Raw genomic sequence first — 15404 nt, forward strand, 5'->3', positions numbered from 1 at the left:
CGGCTCCTTAGGCGCGGGAGGACATGAGGTCGACGAACCGGTCGAACAGGTAGTCCGAGTCGTGGGGTCCCGCGGCGGCCTCGGGATGGAATTGGACGGAGAAGGCGGGGATGTCGAGGCACTGGAGTCCCTCGACGACATCGTCGTTGAGGCACACGTGCGAGACGACGACACGGCCGAAGTCGGGATCGGCAGGCGCAGTGGTCTCCCCCTCGAGGGGGGCGTCGACGGCGAAGCCGTGGTTCTGCGCGGTGATCTCGACCTTGTCCGTCGTCCGGTCGATGACGGGGACGTTGATGCCGCGGTGGCCGAAGGGCAGCTTGAACGTGCCGAAGCCGAGTGCCCGGCCGAGCAGCTGGTTGCCGAAGCAGATGCCGAAGAAGGGGATCCGAGCCCCCAGCACCTCGCGCAGCAGCGCGACCTGCTCGTCGGCGGTCGCGGGGTCGCCGGGTCCGTTGGAGAAGAAGACGCCGTCGACGCCGAGGGCGCGGATCTCCTCGAACGTCACCGAGGCGGGCACGACGTGGACGTCGATGCCGCGCTCTGCCAGGCGCTGCGGGGTCATCGCCTTGATGCCGAGGTCGACGGCGGCGACGGAGAACTTCGCCTCCCCCACGGCGGGCACGAGTTCGGGCTCGCTCACGCTCACCTCGTCGGCGAGCTGGGAACCGGCCATCGGCGGAGTCGCGAGCACGGTCTCGAGCATCGTCCCTGGGTCCGCCTCGGCGGCGGGACCGGAGAAGATGCCCATGCGCATCGCGCCCTTGTCGCGCAGATGCCGGGTGAGCGCACGGGTGTCGACGTCCTTGATCCCCACGACCCCCGCCTCGGCGAGGTGGGTCTCGAGGTCGCCCTCGGAGCGCCAGTTCGACGAGATCCGGGAGGCGTCGCGGACGACGTAGCCGGACACCCAGATCTGCCGGGACTCGTCATCGGCTGCGTTGATGCCGGTGTTGCCGATGTGCGGAGCCGTCTGGATGACGATCTGCCGGTGGTAGGAGGGGTCGGTCAGGGTCTCCTGGTAGCCGGACATCGCGGTGACGAAGACGGCTTCGCCGACGGTCTCCCCGACGGCTCCGTAGGCGGACCCGGTGAACGTGCGGCCGTCTTCGAGCACGAGGACGGCGGGAGTGGTGGACAGTCTCATGGTGCCTCTACGATCATCTCTCTGATGCGGTTGACGGTGGGCGCGGTGTCGGCGGAGTAGCGGGCGCGGAAGCCGGTGTCGACGAGCGTCTCGCCGAGCCTCCACGTGATGCGCACAATGCCGCCGCGTTCGACGAATTTGCCGATCATCCCCGAGGTGGTGTCGACGGAGACGATGTCGGCGCGCGGGATGAGGAAGTCCTCACGACCGGCGAGGTCGAGGATCACTCCCCCGTCGGTGACGACGAGCTCACCGCTGGTGCGGATGCCGAGCCCGTGGATGGCGACCCGCTCGAGCGGGTGTCCCGCGTGCGTGGTCGAGACGTACGAGCCCTCGACGGGATCGGCGATCGGGGTGATGCCGAGGTGGGGTTTGGCAGGCGCGGTGAGCGCCTCCTGGCTGCGCTTGCGCCGCGTCCACCCCCATGTGAGGGCAAGGAGGATGAGGAGGAAGATGCCTGCGATGATGAGGACGCTCACGCTTCGGTCCATGATGCTCCTCCCGGGTGGGGTGTGCTCAGCGCACCGTCGGCGAGCACGCGGTGGCCGTAGAAGAAGGTGTCGGTGACCTTCGTGTTCACCTCGACCCCGGCGAAGGGGTTGTTCCGGCCCTTCGTCGCGTGCTCGGCCGGGGTGATCGTGTGCGGTGCGGCGGGGTCGATGAGGACGATGTTCGCGCTCGCCCCGGTCTCGAGGCTGCCGTGGCCGGTGGCGCCGGTGATCCTCGCCGGTGCCTGCGACATCACACGGGCGACGTCGCCGAAGTCGAAGTCGTAGTCCTTCATCGCTTCGACGACGACGGCCAGCGCCGTCTCCATCCCGACCATGCCCATGGCCGCCGCGGACCATTCGCTGCATTTGTGCTCGGCGGTGTGCGGGGCGTGGTCGGTGCCGACGACGTCGATCGTCCCATCGGCCAGGGCCTCGCGCAGGGCCTGGACGTCGCGGTCGGTGCGCAGCGGCGGGTTGACCTTGTAGACGGGGTCGAAGGTGCGCACGAGTTCGTCGGTGAGCATGAGGTGGTGAGGGGTGACCTCGGCGGTGACCCGGACCCCGCGCGACTTCGCCCAGCGGATGATGTCGACGCTGCCGGCCGTGGACACGTGGCAGACGTGGAGGCGGGAGCCGACATGTTCGGTGAGGAGGACGTCGCGGGCGATGATCGACTCCTCGGCGACCGCGGGCCAGCCGGGCAGTCCGAGTTCGGCGGAGACGACGCCCTCGTTCATCTGCGCACCCTCGGTGAGCCGGGGCTCCTGGGCGTGCTGGGCGATGACGCCGTCGAAGGTCTTGACGTATTCGAGGGCGCGGCGCATGAGGAGGGGGTCGGAGACGCAGATGCCGTCGTCGGAGAACATCCGCACCCTGGCCTCGGAGCGGGCCATGGCGCCGAGCTCGGCGAGCTGGCGGCCCTCCAGCCCGATCGTCACGGCGCCGACGGGCACGACCTCGGTGTACCCGGCGGTCCGGCCCAGCCGGTGGACCTGCTCGACGACGCCGGCGGTGTCGGCGACCGGCGCGGTGTTCGCCATCGCGTGCACGCACGTGAACCCGCCCGCTGCGGCCGACCGGGAGCCGGTGAGCACGGTCTCCGCGTCCTCCTTGCCGGGCTCGCGCAGGTGCGTGTGCATGTCGACGAGCCCGGGCAGGGCGATGAGCCCGGTGGCGTCGATCACCTCGTGGTCGTCTCCGAGCAGTTCGGGGTCGACGATCGTGCCCTCGGAGATCGCGATGTCGGCGATTCCGCGGCCGAGGACGTCGGCACCTCGGATGAGATAGTCAGTCAATGGTCTCCTCCTGACCGGTCAGCAGGCGGTGGAGGACCGCCATGCGCACGCTCACCCCGTTCTCGACCTGGTCGAGGATGAGGGCACGGGGCGAGTCCGCGGCGGCCGCCGAGATCTCGAACCCGCGGTTCATCGGGCCGGGGTGCATGATGAAGGTGTCGCCGAGGCGCTGCAGTCGCGCTTCGCTCAGGCCCCACAGCCGCGCGTACTCGCGGGCGTTGGGGAAGAACGACTCGTGCATCCGCTCGTGCTGGACGCGGAGCATCATCACCGCGTCGAAGTCGACCGCGCCGATGGCGGAGTCGAGGTCGTAGTGGATCGTCACCGGCCACGTCTCCGCACCCCACGGGAGCAGGGTCGGCGGGGCGACGAGGTGGACGTCGGCGCCGAGGCGGTCGAGGAGGTGGACGTTCGACCGTGCCACCCGGGAGTGGAGGATGTCGCCGACGATGGCGACGCTCGCACCGTCGAGGCCCTTCCCGCGGGGGCCGTCGGCGACCGCGCCCGAGGCGGGGACTCCGGCGAGGGCCCGACGGAGGGTGAAGGCGTCGAGGAGGGCCTGGGTGGGGTGTTCGTGGGTGCCGTCCCCGGCGTTGACGACGGGGACGTCGATCCAGCCGGTGTCGGCGAGACGCTGCGCGGTTCCGGCAGCCGAGTGGCGGACGACGATCGCATCCGCACCCATCGCGGAGATCGTCTGCACGGTGTCCTGGAGGCTCTCGCCCTTCGACACCGATGAGCCCTTCGCGGAGAAGTTGAGCACATCGGCTGACAGACGCTTCGCGGCGGCTTCGAAGGAGAGCCGCGTGCGGGTGGAGTCCTCGAAGAAGAGGTTGACGACGGTGCGCCCCCGCAGCACGGGCAGCTTCTTCACCTCGCGGGCGCTGAGCTGGGTCATCTCCTCGGCGATGTCGAGGAGACCGATCGCGTCGGCGCGGGAGAGTGAGGAGGTGTCGAGGAGGTGCTTCATCCGCGGCCTCCCGAGATCGTCACTGCGTCCTCGCCGTCGACCTCGGTCAGCGAGACATTCACCCTCTCGCTCGAGGAGGTCGGGAGGTTCTTGCCGACGTGGTCGGCGCGGATCGGCAGGTCGCGGTGGCCCCGGTCGACGAGGACGGCGAGCCGGACCCGTGCAGGCCGGCCGAGGTCGGAGAGTGCGTCGAGGGCGGCCCGGATCGTCCGCCCGGAGAAGAGCACATCGTCGACGAGGACGACGGTGCGTCCGTCGATGCCCGCATCGGGGATGCGGGTCGGCTCCGGGGCGCGGTAGGCGCCCGAACGGAGGTCGTCGCGGTACATCGTGATGTCGAGGCTGCCGACGAGCCGATCGGCGGACTCCGGTCTGCCCGAAATGTCGGCGATGAGTCCGCCGAGGCGGTTCGCCAGGGGCACTCCCCGTCGGGGGATGCCGAGGAGGACGAGGTCGTCCGTGCCCTTGTTCGATTCGATGATCTCGTGGGCGATGCGGGTCGTCGCCCTGCGCACATCGGCGCCGTCGAGCACTGTTCGCTCTGTCATGTCTGCCCTTCTCCGCCTCTCGGGACGGTGGTTAAAGGAGCGTGTCCAGCCCAAGTCTAACCGCTGACTCGGGTGGGGTGATCCGCTGGGTCCGGAGTCCGGACCCAGGGACCTAGGTGAGCGTCGGTTTGACGTCGAGGATGCGCGAGAGCAGCCCCGAGACGAAGCCGGGCGAGTCGTCCGTGGAGAACTGACGGGCCAGGGAGACGGCCTCGTCGATCGCCGCGGCGTCGGGGATGTCGTCGTTGAAGAGGATCTCCCACGTGCCGATCTCGAGCAGGGCCCGGTCGACGGCTGGCATGCGATCGATCGTCCACCCCTGCGCATAGGTGGAGATGATCTCGTCGATCTCCTCCCGGCGCGCTTTGACGCCGTCGACGATCTCGACGGCGTAGGGCTTCATCGGATAGGCGGGGTCGTTCGAGCGCATGGCCACGACCTCGTCGATGTCGAGTCCCCGCTGCCCGGCTTCGAACAGGAGTTCGAGGGCCCGGCGGCGGGCCCGGCTGCGTGCCGACACTTACTTGACGCGGCCGAGGTAGTCACCCGTGCGGGTGTCGACCTTGATCTTCGTGCCCTCTTCGAGGAAGAGGGGGACCTGGATCTCGTATCCGGTCTCGAGGGTGGCCGGCTTCGAGCCGCCGGTCGAGCGGTCGCCCTGGAGGCCGGGCTCGGTGTGGGAGATCGTCAGCTCGACGGAGGCGGGCAGTTCGACCGACAGCGGCGTCCCGTCGTGGAAGGAGACCTGCAGCTCCTGGTTCTCGAGCATGTAGTTCGCGGCGTCGCCGACGAGGCTCGAGGGGATGGTGACCTGGTCGTAGTCCTTCGCGTCCATGAAGACGTAGTCGGATCCGTCGTGGTAGAGGTACTGCATGTCGCGGCGGTCGACGTTGGCGGTCTCGACCTTGGTGCCGGCGTTGAACGTCTTGTCGATGATCTTGCCGGAGATGACGTGCTTGAGCTTCGTGCGGACGAAGGCCGGACCCTTGCCGGGCTTGACGTGCTGGAACTCCAGCACCTGCCACAGCTGGTTGTCGAGGTTGAGCACGAGACCGTTCTTGAGGTCGTTGGTTGTCGCCACTAATCCGTCCTTCTTCACATCATCGTCCCCGTCGACGAGGTCGCTACGGGTGAGGCAGTTTTGCCAATGAACGATTCTATCAAGCCCGCCCAGGGCTCGTGAAACCGCGAGCCGCGGGCGTGCGGGGCCTCACAGGGTCGGGCCGAGGAGCTTCCGCGGGGACTCCTCTCCGATCTCCTGGTAGGCGGTGTGGAGGAGGGAGACGTCGGGGATCTCGACGGTGGCGGGCGCGCCGATCTCGGACAGGAGCACCATCCGCAGCATCGAGCCCCTGGTCTTCTTGTCCCGTCTCATCGTCTCGAGCAGCTGCGGCCAGACATCCGACCGGTAGCCGGTGGGCAGACCGAGCTTCGAGAGCAGCTCGCGGTGTTCGTCGACGACCTCGGCGGGCAGGTTCCTCACCATGGCTGCGACCTCGGCGGCGAAGACCATGCCCACGGACACGGCCGCCCCGTGGCGCCACTGGTAGCGCTCCTTGTGCTCGATCGCGTGGGCGAGGGTGTGACCGTAGTTGAGGATCTCACGGCGGCCTGCCTCGGTGAAGTCACCGGAGACGACTTCGGCCTTGACGGCGATCGCCCGTTCGATGAGCTCCCGGAGGACGGGTCCGTCGACGTCGCCGATCTCCTCGCGGGTGTGGTCGCGGATGAGGTCGAGGATGGCGGGGTCGGCGATGAAGCCTGCCTTGACCACCTCGGCGAGGCCGGTGAAGAGCTCGTTCTCCGGCAGGGTGCGCAGGGTGTCGAGGTCGGCGAGGACACCGGCGGGGGCGTGGAAGGCGCCGACGAGGTTCTTGCCCTCGGCCGTGTTGATCCCGGTCTTGCCTCCCACGGCCGCGTCGACCATGCCGAGGACCGTGGTCGGGATGTGGATGACGCGGATGCCGCGCAGCCAGGTGGCGGCGACGAACCCGCCGAGGTCGCTCACCGCTCCCCCGCCGACGGTGACGATGGCATCGGTGCGGGTGAAGTCGGACTGTCCGAGGACCTGCCAGCAGAACGCGGCGACCTGGATGTGCTTGGCCTCCTCGGCGTCGGGGATCTCCGCGACGATCGCGTCGAGTCCGGCGGCGGCGAGGTCGTCGCGGACGGTCTCGCCCGTCGTGCGCAGAGCGCGGGGATGGATGACGAGGACCTTCTCCGCCTGCGGGCCGAGCAGTTCGGGCAGCTGCCCGAGGAGTCCGTGTCCGACGAGCACCGGGTACCGGCCTCCTGCGTCGACGTCGATGGTGGTCACGCTCATGGGTTCTCCTTCGTCTGTTGGTACTTCGCGTACTCCTCGGCGCGCTGCAGGCCGGTGAGGACGTCGACGATCCGGTTGACCACGGTCGACGGCGGCGAGTTCGAGGCCTGGACGCGGAAGGTCGCGACCTGTTCGTAGAGGGGTTCGCGCTCGCTCACGAGCGCGAGCCAGTTCTCGACAGCGGACCCCGACCCGCGCAGCAGCGGCCGGTGCGGGGCGTTGAGTCGGGGGGCGACGGTGTCGACGTCGATGTCGATGTGGACGACCTTGATCGCCGGGTGGAGCAGCTGCGCGCGGGTCCCGGAGTTGAGGATCGCTCCCCCGCCGAGCGAGACGATTCCGGGGCGGTCGAGGAGGCGGCGCAGCGCCTTGCGCACGACTTCGCGTTCGAGTCTTCGGAAGTGGTCCTCGCCGCGGGTGACGAAGATGTCGGCGATGACCCCGTGGCGGTCGACGATGTTCGCGTCGGTGTCGGTCAGCGGCAGCCCGAGACGGTCGGCGAGCAGGCGGCCGATCGTCGACTTCCCTGCGGCTGGGGGTCCGGTGAGCACGATGCGCGAGTGCGCGGCGGGGACCGGCTCCAGGGGTGGGACCGGTTTCGGAAGCGGATGCTCGTTCATCGCCCGATGCGCAGGTTCTCCGGAATGGCGGCGAGGTAGCCCTCCAGGTTCCGCTTCGTCTCGGCCACGGAGTCGCCGCCGAACTTCTCGACGACCGCCTCGGCGAGGACGAGGGCGACCATCGCCTCGGCGACGACGCCGGCGGCGGGGACGGCACAGACATCGGAGCGCTGGTGGTTGGCCTTCGCGGGCTCTCCCGTGGCGACGTCGACGGTCGACAGGGCGCGGGGCACCGTGGCGATGGGCTTCATCGCTGCCCGCACGCGCAGGGGCTCGCCGGTGGACATGCCGCCCTCCGTCCCGCCGGCCCGGTTGGAGGCGCGACGGTAGCCGGAGCCCGCGACGAGGATCTCGTCATGGGCGGCGGAGCCGGGGCGAGCGGCGGTGAGGAAGCCGTCGCCGACCTCGACGCCCTTGATCGCCTGGACGCCCATGAGGGCGCCGGCCAGACGCGAGTCGAGGCGGCGGTCCCAGTGGACGTGGGAGCCGAGTCCCGGGGGGAGGTCGTAGGCGAGGACTTCGACGACGCCGCCGAGGGTGTCCCCGGCCTTCTTCGCCGCGTCGATCTCGGCGACCATCCGGGTGGAGAGGGCGGGGTCGAAGCTGCGGACGGGATCCCCATCGAGGGCGTCGACATCGCTCGCCCGCGGCAGCGCACCGTCCCGGGAGTCCTCGACGCCGCCGATCGCCACGGTGTGGGAGACGAGCGTGATGCCGAGTTGGCCGAGGAACTTCGCGGCCACGGTGCCCAGCGCCACGCGCATCGCCGTCTCGCGGGCCGAGGCGCGTTCGAGGACGGGCCGGGCCTCGTCGAAGCCGTACTTCTGCATGCCGACGATGTCGGCGTGGCCGGGCCGGGGTCGGGTGAGCGGGGCGCTGCGGGCCTGACCCTCGAGCTCGGACTCGTCGATGGGGTCGGCGCTCATCACCGTCTCCCATTTCGGCCATTCGGTGTTGCCGACCTCGATCGCCACCGGGGAGCCGAGGGTCTTCGCATGGCGGACGCCGCCGAGGATGCGCACTTCGTCGGCCTCGAACTTCATGCGGGCGCCACGCCCGTAGCCGAGTCGGCGCCTGGCGAGATTGACGCGGATGTCGTCCCTGGTGATCGGGATGTGGGCGGGCAGCCCCTCAATGATCCCGATCAGTGCTTCGCCGTGGGATTCGCCTGCAGTCAGCCATCTCAACATTCCACCGATTCTATAGAACGAACCTCGCCGAGACCGACCCGACCCACAATCCGGTCAGCATCGCGGGACCGAACGCGATCGTCGTCCGGTGCAGGCTGCCCGCACGCACGCCGGCGACGATCGCCCAGACCCCTGCGACGAGCATGGTGACAACGAGGACGAGAGCGGGCGCCCACGGGGAGATGAGGGCGGAGACGCCGGCGACGACGACGGCGAGCTTGACGTCGCCGAGTCCCATCGTCGGACGGTGCAGGGCACGCCCGAGCAGGTGGAGTCCGCCGAAGAGGAGGAGCCCGCACACGGCTCCGACGAGCCCGAACCACCAGCTCGTCGAGCTGCCGAGACCGATGCCGAGGCCGCAGGCGAGGACGAAGACCCCGATGAGCGGGTACATGATCCGGTCGGGGAGGCGCCGGACGACGAGGTCGGCGACGACGAGGACCGGGGTGGCACCGGCGGTGGTCCCGAGGACGAGGGCCATGAGCACGAGGTCGAGCGTGCTCAGGGAGGGCGGGACGAACTCGGTGCCGCTGCCGGGAGCGATCGCCGTCCAGTCGGGACCCACCGGGACGAGGAACGCGGCCAGTCCGGCGATGACGATGCCGGCGAGGACGAGGAGGACCGGACGGAAGGCGCGCGAGCCGGTGACCGCCTCGGCGTCGGCGGTGTCGGCGAGCCAGCGGGCGGGAGTGCCGACGAGGAGGAGTCCGGTGCCTGCGGCGACGGCCATGCTCAGGCCGAGCAGGACTGCGCTCTCGACCGTCACGGCTCAGTCCCGTTCGGGCAGGGCCGCGTGCATCGATGCGGCGATCGCCTCGACCTGAGCCGGGCTCGGTGGGGTGCCTGCGGCTGCGGTGAGGAAGAGCACGGCCTGGGCGACGGCCTGTTCGACGAGCATCGCGGTGCCCGGCACGGCGGTGTACCCGTGGGCGGAGGCCCCGGTGAGGACGGCGGATTCGGCGGCGTAGGCGACGTCGAGGGCGACGCCGCTTCCCGGTTCCCACGTCAGGGTGGGGGCCGCCTCGGCGGGGAGGGTGGAGACGACGACGGCGGAGGACCGGATCGTCTCGAGACCGCCGATCTCGACGGCGAGCCCGAGGCGCGTGCCGAGCTCGGCTGCGGCGACGGCACGGGAGGCGCTGCGGACGAGGAGGTCGACCTCGGTGATGCCGAGGCGCACGAGGGCGAGCAACGCCGAGCGCGCTGTGGCTCCGGCACCGAGGATCGTCGCCCGGGTCCCGGACCCGGGGCGCAGGCGGATCGCTCCGACGATGCCGTCGACGTCGGTGTTGGCCACGGTCGTCGCGTTCGGGAACCGCACGAGCGTGTTGGCCACACCGGTCGCCTCGGCGGTCTCGTCGAGGTCCCAGCCGCGTTCGCGGGCGAGGGCGACGAGACGCTCCTTGAGCGGCATCGTCAGGGAGAAGCCCGTCTCCGCCGGATGGGCGTCGAGGAAGGCGGCGAGGTCTTCGTCTCCGACCTCGGCGCGACCGTACTCACTGTCCTCGAGTCCGAGAGCCGCGAACGCCGCACGGTGGAGGACCGGGGAGAGCGAATGGGCGATCGGACGCCCGAGCACGGCGGCGCGGACGACCGGGCTCACCCGTCCTGCTCCCGCAGCCATGCCCGGTACTCCTCGACGTTCTTCTGGTGCTCGGCGTAGGTGTCGGCGAACTTCGTCTCACCGGTGTCCGGATTCGTCGCGACGAAGAACTGCCAGCTGCCGTCCGCCGGGTTGAGGGCGGCGTCGACGGCCCCGGCGCTCGGCGAGTTGATCGGTCCGGGCGGCAGGCCCTTCCGCTTGTACGTGTTGTACGGGCTGTCGGAGTTCCGCTCCTCCTTCGTCGTCGTCAGGTCCGCGCGGGCGCCGTGGATGTAGGCGACCGTGGCATCGGACTGAAGGAGCTGACCGGTCTTCGAGTCCTCCGAGATGCGGTTGAGGAAGACCCGGGCGACCTTCTTCCGTGTCTCCTCGTCCCCCGGGGATTCGATCTCGACGAGGCTGGCGAGGGTGAGGATGCGGTTGGCGTCCTTGTTCTCGATGCCCGCGGTCTCGAGCTCGAGCTTCGTCTTCGCGACCATCTCGGAGACGATGTCCTCCGCCGTCTTCGCCTTGTCGAGGTCGTAGGTCGCGGGATAGAGGTAGCCCTCCAAGCTGGGCGCGTCGACGTCGAGGCCGTAGTCCTTCGGAGTCCTGTCGTCGATCGCCTTGTCGACCTCTTCGGCCTTCATCCCCGATTCGATCATCGTCGCTTTGATCTGGTCGATCTTGCGTCCTTCGGCGATCGTGAGCTTCGGGGGTTTGATCGGGTTGATGAACGCGTCGACGGCGGCCTTCGAACTCATCTGCTCACGGAGGATGACCGGTCCCGCCTGGATCGTGAGATCGCGTCTCTCGACCTCCTCGAGGAAGGGCTTGGAGTCCTTGATGACGCCCTCCTCGACGAGCTGGTTGGCCACCGACCGCGCCGAGGCGCCGGGCGGAATCTCGAGCGTGACCTCGGTCGTGCCATTGCCCTCGTAGTCGCCGCCCCCGCCGAAGAGGTCGTCGACGACACCGCCGGCGGCGCGGAGGCCGAAGAAGCCGCCGAGGCCGAAGACGAGGACGCAGACGGCGACGATGACGGTGGTGCGACGTTTGCGCATCATCCGCCGGCGCTTCTTCGCTCGGATCTCGGCGCGTGAGAGCCCTTCGTCGTCCGAGAACTCACCGGGGAACGGGTTCATTGCTCACTCTCCTGTTCGGGCAGCTGCCGACCGGCGGGCCTGCCCGTGTTGCGTTCGGACTCGAGCGCGTTCTGCAGAATGATGACGGCCGCCTGTGCGTCGACGATCTCGCGGCGCTGCCGTGAGCTTTTGCCCGCAGCCGCGAGCGAGCTGTGCGCCTCGACGGTGGAGAAGCGCTCGTCGACGAGGCGGATCGGCACGTCGGTGTCGATCCGGCGGGCGAAGTCGAGAGCGGCGGCGGCCGCGGCGCGGGCGGAGCCGTCGAGGGACTTCGGGTCGCCGACGAGGATCTCGATGGGTTCGTACTCGGCGATGATCTCCCGCAGCTGCCGCAGTGCCGCCGGCTCGTCGGCCCGGCGGATGACGGCGAGCGGGGTCGCGAGGATCCCCTCGGGATCGCACGCCGCGACCCCGATCCGCACCGATCCGATGTCGAGGCCGAGACGTCGGCCGCGCCGCAGTGTCACGTGAGGGCCGCCTTGACCGCGCTGATCGCGGCCGGGATCTGCGTGGTGTCGCTGCCGCCGCCCTGGGCGAGGTCGGGCTTGCCGCCTCCTCCGCCGCCGAGGGTGGAGCTCGCTGTCGACACGAGCTTGCCGGCCTGCGCTCCGGACTCGCGGGCGGCCTCGGTGGTGGCGATGACGACGACGGGCTTGCCGCCGCTCACGCCGATGCCGAGGACGACGGCGGCCCGGTCGCTGACGCGGGCGCGCAGGTCGGTGACGATCGTGCGGACGTCCCCGCCGCTGGAGACCTCGCCGAGGTCGGCGACGACGAAGAGCGTGTTCCCGACGGTCTCGGCGGTCTCGAGGAACCGTCCGGCCTGGGCGAGCAGCTGCTGGGACCGGAGGCGGGAGATCTCCTTCTCCGCGTCCTTGAGCCTGACCATGAGCTCGGAGACCCGGTCGGTGACATCCGTGCCGGGCACCTTGAGCATCTCCGAGAGCGAGGACACGATCGTGCGTTGGGCAGCGAGCGAGCGGAACGCGTCCATCCCCACGGAGGCCTCGATGCGGCGCACTCCGGAGCCGACGGAGGCCTCGGAGAGGACGGAGATCGGACCGACCTGCGCGGAGGCGCCGACGTGGGTGCCGCCGCAGAGCTCGCGGGAGAACGGTCCGCCGATGTCGACGACACGGACGATGTTCGGATACTTCTCGCCGAAGAGCGCCATCGCGCCCGAGCGCTTCGCGTCCTCGAAGGGCATGTACTCGGTGCCGACCTCGTAGTTCGAGCGCACGGCGAGGTTGGCGACGTCCTCGATCTCGGCGCGCATCTGCGCGCTCGGCGCCTCCGGGTAGGAGTAGTCGAAGCGCATGTATCCGGGCTGGTTGAGCGAACCGGCCTGGACGGCGTGGGTGCCGAGGATCTCCCGCAGGGCCGCGTGGACGAGGTGGGTGGCCGTATGCGCCTGGGAACCCTGGAAGCGATGCTCGTGGTCGACCTCGGCGAGGACGTCGGCGCCGACGGGGATCTCGCCGTCGATGACCTCGATGCGGTGGGCGGCGAGGCCCTTGACCGGGTTCTGCACGTCGAGGACGCGGGCGGTGAAGCCGTCACCCTTGATGAGGCCGACATCGGCGCGCTGGCCACCGGATTCGGCGTAGAACGGGGTGAGGTCGAGGACGAGGTCGCCGGTCTGTCCGGTGGTGAGCACCTCGCGGGCCTCGCCGTCGACGACGATGCCGCGGATCCGGGAATCGGCCTCGAGGTCGTCATAGCCGACGAACTCGCTTCGGCCCTCCTCGAGCAGGGCGGAGTAGGCGGAGAGGTCGGTGTGTCCGCCGCCCTTCTTCGCCTTCGCATCGGCCTTCGCTCGGGTGCGCTGTTCGGCCATGAGCGCGCGGAATCCGGCCTCATCGACGTTGACTCCGTGTTCGGCGGCCATCTCGAGGGTGAGGTCGATGGGGAAGCCGTGGGTGTCGTGGAGGGCGAAGGCGACGTCGCCGGAGATCGTCTTGTCCGAGTCCTCGAGCTTCTCGTACGCGGTCTCGAAGAGCTGGGTGCCGGATTCGAGGGTCCGCAGGAACGCCTTCTCCTCGGCGTAGGCGATGCGCGAGATCCGGTCGAAATCGGTCTCGAGCTCGGGGTACGAGTGCTTCATCGCGTTCATCGACACGGGCAGCAGCGAGGGCATGACCTCGGTGGTGACGCCGAGGAGGCGCATCGCGCGCACGGCACGGCGGATGAGGCGGCGGAGGATGTAGCCGCGTCCCTCATTGCCGGGGCGCACGCCGTCGCCGATGATCATCAGGGCCGAGCGGACGTGGTCGGCGACGACGCGCATCTGCACGTCGGAGTGGTGGTCGGCGCCGTACTCACGGCCCGAGAGGCGACTCGCCTCGGCGATGACGGGGAAGACCTCGTCGATCTCGTACATGTTCTCGACGTCCTGGAGGAGGAAGGCGACGCGTTCGAGGCCCATGCCGGTGTCGATGTTCTTCGCGGGCAGCTCGCCGGCGATGTCGAAGTCGACCTTGGAGCGGACCTCGGAGAGTTCGAACTCCATGAAGACGAGGTTCCAGATCTCGATGTAGCGATCCTCATCGGCGATCGGTCCGCCCTCGGCGCCGTAGGCGGGACCGCGGTCGTAGTAGATCTCGGAGCAGTAGCCGCCGGGTCCGGGCTGACCGGTGTGCCAGAAGTTGTCCTCGTTGCCGCGCAGCTGGATCCGCTCACGCGGGATCGAGGTCTCCTCGAGCCAGAGGTCGATGGTCTCGAGGTCGTCCTCGTGGACGGTGGCCCAGAGCAGGTCGGGGTCGAAGCCGAGGCCGCCTTCCTCCGTCGGGGAGGTGAGCAGACCCCACGCGTAGCGGACGGCTTCGCGCTTGAAGTAGTCGCCGAAGGAGAAGTTGCCGTTCATCTGGAAGAACGTGCCGTGACGGGTGGTCTTGCCCACCTCTTCGATGTCGGCGGTGCGCACGCACTTCTGGACGCTCGTGGCGCGGAGGAACGGCGCAGGCTCGCGACCGGTGAGGTACGGGATGAACTGGACCATGCCCGCGATGTTGAAGAGGATCGAGGGATCGGAGCTGATGACCGACGCCGAGGGCACGACCACGTGTCCGTTCGCCTCGAAGTAGTCGAGCCAGCGCTGTTTGATCTCTGCCGTCTTCATCCATGGCCTTTCAGATGGTGCGTCTGCGGTGGGCGCTGCGCGCCCGTTCCAGAATAGTTTAATTGCTCACCAGTTCAGATGGTGGTCGCCTGCGCGTCGGCGCGTGCAGGTGAATGCACGACTGCCCGGAACGCGGGACGTTCCGGGCAGTCGTGAGAGGTGGCTCAGCGCGAGTAGAACTCGACGACGAGCTGCACGTCAGCGGTGATCGGGACCTCTTCGCGCTTGGGGCGGCGCAGCAGGGTGGCCTGCAGGCCCTCAAGGTTGACGTCGAGGTAGCCCGGAACTGCCGGGAGGACGTCGCGGTGTCCGCCGGCGGCGGCGACCTGGAACGGATCCATGTCGGCGCTCTTCGGGTGGACCTGGATCGTCTGGCCTTCCTTGACGCGGAAGGACGGACGGTCGACGCGCTGGCCGTCGACGGTGATGTGGCGGTGGACGACGAACTGGCGCGCCTGGGCGATCGTGCGGGCGAAGCCGGCACGGAGGACGAGGGCGTCGAGACGCATCTCGAGGAGCTCGACGAGGTTCTCACCGGTCAGACCTTCGAGGCGCTTGGCCTCCTTGTAGGTCTTGAGCATCTGGGCCTCGCGGATGCCGTACTGGGCGCGAAGACGCTGCTTCTCCTTGAGGCGGACCGAGTAGTCGCTGTCATTGCGGCGACGGGCGCGGCCGTGCTCGCCCGGGGGGTAGGGGCGGCGCTCGAAGTACTTCTCAGCCTTCGGGGTCAGCGGCAGGCCGAGGGCGCGCGAGAGGCGAGCCATCCGGCGGTTACGTGCTGGTGCTGGCACTGGGTTACCTTTCTTGGGTGCGGGTCGTCCCGGCAGGCATGATGTCCTCGCCCTGATCGGAACCGTTGTTTCCCCGGTTGGGAAAGAGGGATTGAGCGTCGAGAACCGCTCGCACCGACCGCCTTTACATATGAGGCACAACAGCTGACCATCTTAGCTCAGTCGCCGCGTCTCCCGCAACGCG

General features: G+C 69.3%; 16 protein-coding genes. All 16 read right to left on the reverse strand.

Features of this window, described 5'->3' with window-relative positions:
- Positions 1-7: 7 nt before the first annotated feature.
- Entirely contained in the window at positions 8-1147 is a 1140-nt protein-coding gene (gene carA / locus AC0VYB_RS10615) for a glutamine-hydrolyzing carbamoyl-phosphate synthase small subunit (RefSeq protein WP_009377157.1), read from the reverse strand.
- Positions 1144-1638, reverse strand: a complete 495-nt coding sequence (locus AC0VYB_RS10620) for a PH-like domain-containing protein (RefSeq protein WP_009377156.1) — start codon at positions 1636-1638, stop codon at positions 1144-1146. Before AC0VYB_RS10620 ends, carA begins: the two co-directional genes overlap by 4 nt.
- Complete coding sequence (locus AC0VYB_RS10625) at positions 1623-2933, reverse strand: dihydroorotase (RefSeq protein ID WP_119296224.1); 1311 nt, start codon at positions 2931-2933, stop codon at positions 1623-1625. The genes AC0VYB_RS10620 and AC0VYB_RS10625 overlap by 16 nt, the downstream gene beginning before the upstream one ends.
- The gene (locus AC0VYB_RS10630) at positions 2926-3903 is read right to left on the reverse strand and encodes an aspartate carbamoyltransferase catalytic subunit (RefSeq protein ID WP_119296223.1); all 978 of its coding nucleotides are present in this window, start codon (positions 3901-3903) and stop codon (positions 2926-2928) included. The genes AC0VYB_RS10625 and AC0VYB_RS10630 overlap by 8 nt, the downstream gene beginning before the upstream one ends.
- Positions 3900-4451: a bifunctional pyr operon transcriptional regulator/uracil phosphoribosyltransferase PyrR gene (gene pyrR, locus AC0VYB_RS10635; protein ID WP_009377153.1), complete on the reverse strand. Its 552-nt coding sequence runs from the start codon at positions 4449-4451 to the stop codon at positions 3900-3902. The genes AC0VYB_RS10630 and pyrR overlap by 4 nt, the downstream gene beginning before the upstream one ends.
- Positions 4452-4563: 112 nt before the next feature.
- Positions 4564-4971 carry a transcription antitermination factor NusB gene (gene nusB / locus AC0VYB_RS10640; protein ID WP_009377152.1) on the reverse strand — a complete coding sequence of 136 codons (408 nt, stop codon included), beginning with the start codon at positions 4969-4971 and terminating at the stop codon, positions 4564-4566.
- On the reverse strand, positions 4972-5532 hold the full coding sequence (gene efp / locus AC0VYB_RS10645; protein ID WP_009377151.1) for an elongation factor P: 561 nt from the start codon (positions 5530-5532) through the stop codon (positions 4972-4974). It abuts the gene before it with no gap.
- A 129-nt stretch (positions 5533-5661) separates the two neighbouring features.
- Positions 5662-6774 (reverse strand): 3-dehydroquinate synthase, encoded by a 1113-nt coding sequence (aroB, locus tag AC0VYB_RS10650; protein WP_009377150.1) that lies wholly within the window; start codon positions 6772-6774, stop codon positions 5662-5664.
- On the reverse strand, positions 6771-7394 hold the full coding sequence (locus AC0VYB_RS10655; RefSeq protein ID WP_009377149.1) for a shikimate kinase: 624 nt from the start codon (positions 7392-7394) through the stop codon (positions 6771-6773). Before AC0VYB_RS10655 ends, aroB begins: the two co-directional genes overlap by 4 nt.
- Positions 7391-8584 carry a chorismate synthase gene (gene aroC / locus AC0VYB_RS10660; RefSeq protein WP_009377148.1) on the reverse strand — a complete coding sequence of 398 codons (1194 nt, stop codon included), beginning with the start codon at positions 8582-8584 and terminating at the stop codon, positions 7391-7393. The genes AC0VYB_RS10655 and aroC overlap by 4 nt, the downstream gene beginning before the upstream one ends.
- Before the next feature lie 10 nt (positions 8585-8594).
- Positions 8595-9350 carry a prepilin peptidase gene (locus AC0VYB_RS10665; protein WP_095375519.1) on the reverse strand — a complete coding sequence of 252 codons (756 nt, stop codon included), beginning with the start codon at positions 9348-9350 and terminating at the stop codon, positions 8595-8597.
- A 3-nt stretch (positions 9351-9353) separates the two neighbouring features.
- The gene (locus AC0VYB_RS10670; protein ID WP_095375518.1) at positions 9354-10208 is read right to left on the reverse strand and encodes a shikimate dehydrogenase family protein; all 855 of its coding nucleotides are present in this window, start codon (positions 10206-10208) and stop codon (positions 9354-9356) included.
- Positions 10184-11311 carry an endolytic transglycosylase MltG gene (gene mltG, locus AC0VYB_RS10675; RefSeq protein ID WP_009377145.1) on the reverse strand — a complete coding sequence of 376 codons (1128 nt, stop codon included), beginning with the start codon at positions 11309-11311 and terminating at the stop codon, positions 10184-10186. The genes AC0VYB_RS10670 and mltG overlap by 25 nt, the downstream gene beginning before the upstream one ends.
- Complete coding sequence (gene ruvX / locus AC0VYB_RS10680) at positions 11308-11778, reverse strand: Holliday junction resolvase RuvX (RefSeq protein ID WP_259819708.1); 471 nt, start codon at positions 11776-11778, stop codon at positions 11308-11310. The genes mltG and ruvX overlap by 4 nt, the downstream gene beginning before the upstream one ends.
- Entirely contained in the window at positions 11775-14429 is a 2655-nt protein-coding gene (alaS, locus tag AC0VYB_RS10685; protein WP_475384693.1) for an alanine--tRNA ligase, read from the reverse strand. Before alaS ends, ruvX begins: the two co-directional genes overlap by 4 nt.
- Before the next feature lie 164 nt (positions 14430-14593).
- Positions 14594-15193, reverse strand: a complete 600-nt coding sequence (rpsD, locus tag AC0VYB_RS10690) for a 30S ribosomal protein S4 (protein WP_009377142.1) — start codon at positions 15191-15193, stop codon at positions 14594-14596.
- Positions 15194-15404 lie beyond the last annotated feature (211 nt).

It is taken from the genome of Brevibacterium sp. Z349TD_9, assembly GCF_056173565.1.

Bases quoted from the DNA above. Each gene is read 5' to 3' on its own strand.
- aroB (WP_009377150.1), bottom strand. From the start codon at position 6,774: ATGAGCGTGACCACCATCGACGTCGACGCAGGAGGCCGGTACCCGGTG.
- AC0VYB_RS10630 (WP_119296223.1), bottom strand. From the start codon at position 3,903: ATGAAGCACCTCCTCGACACCTCCTCACTCTCCCGCGCCGACGCGATC.
- AC0VYB_RS10620 (WP_009377156.1), bottom strand. From the start codon at position 1,638: ATGGACCGAAGCGTGAGCGTCCTCATCATCGCAGGCATCTTCCTCCTC.
- rpsD (WP_009377142.1), bottom strand. From the start codon at position 15,193: ATGGCTCGCCTCTCGCGCGCCCTCGGCCTGCCGCTGACCCCGAAGGCT.
- carA (WP_009377157.1), bottom strand. From the start codon at position 1,147: ATGAGACTGTCCACCACTCCCGCCGTCCTCGTGCTCGAAGACGGCCGC.
- alaS (WP_475384693.1), bottom strand. From the start codon at position 14,429: ATGAAGACGGCAGAGATCAAACAGCGCTGGCTCGACTACTTCGAGGCG.
- AC0VYB_RS10670 (WP_095375518.1), bottom strand. From the start codon at position 10,208: ATGGCTGCGGGAGCAGGACGGGTGAGCCCGGTCGTCCGCGCCGCCGTG.
- AC0VYB_RS10655 (WP_009377149.1), bottom strand. From the start codon at position 7,394: ATGAACGAGCATCCGCTTCCGAAACCGGTCCCACCCCTGGAGCCGGTC.
- aroC (WP_009377148.1), bottom strand. From the start codon at position 8,584: ATGTTGAGATGGCTGACTGCAGGCGAATCCCACGGCGAAGCACTGATC.
- mltG (WP_009377145.1), bottom strand. From the start codon at position 11,311: ATGAACCCGTTCCCCGGTGAGTTCTCGGACGACGAAGGGCTCTCACGC.
- pyrR (WP_009377153.1), bottom strand. From the start codon at position 4,451: ATGACAGAGCGAACAGTGCTCGACGGCGCCGATGTGCGCAGGGCGACG.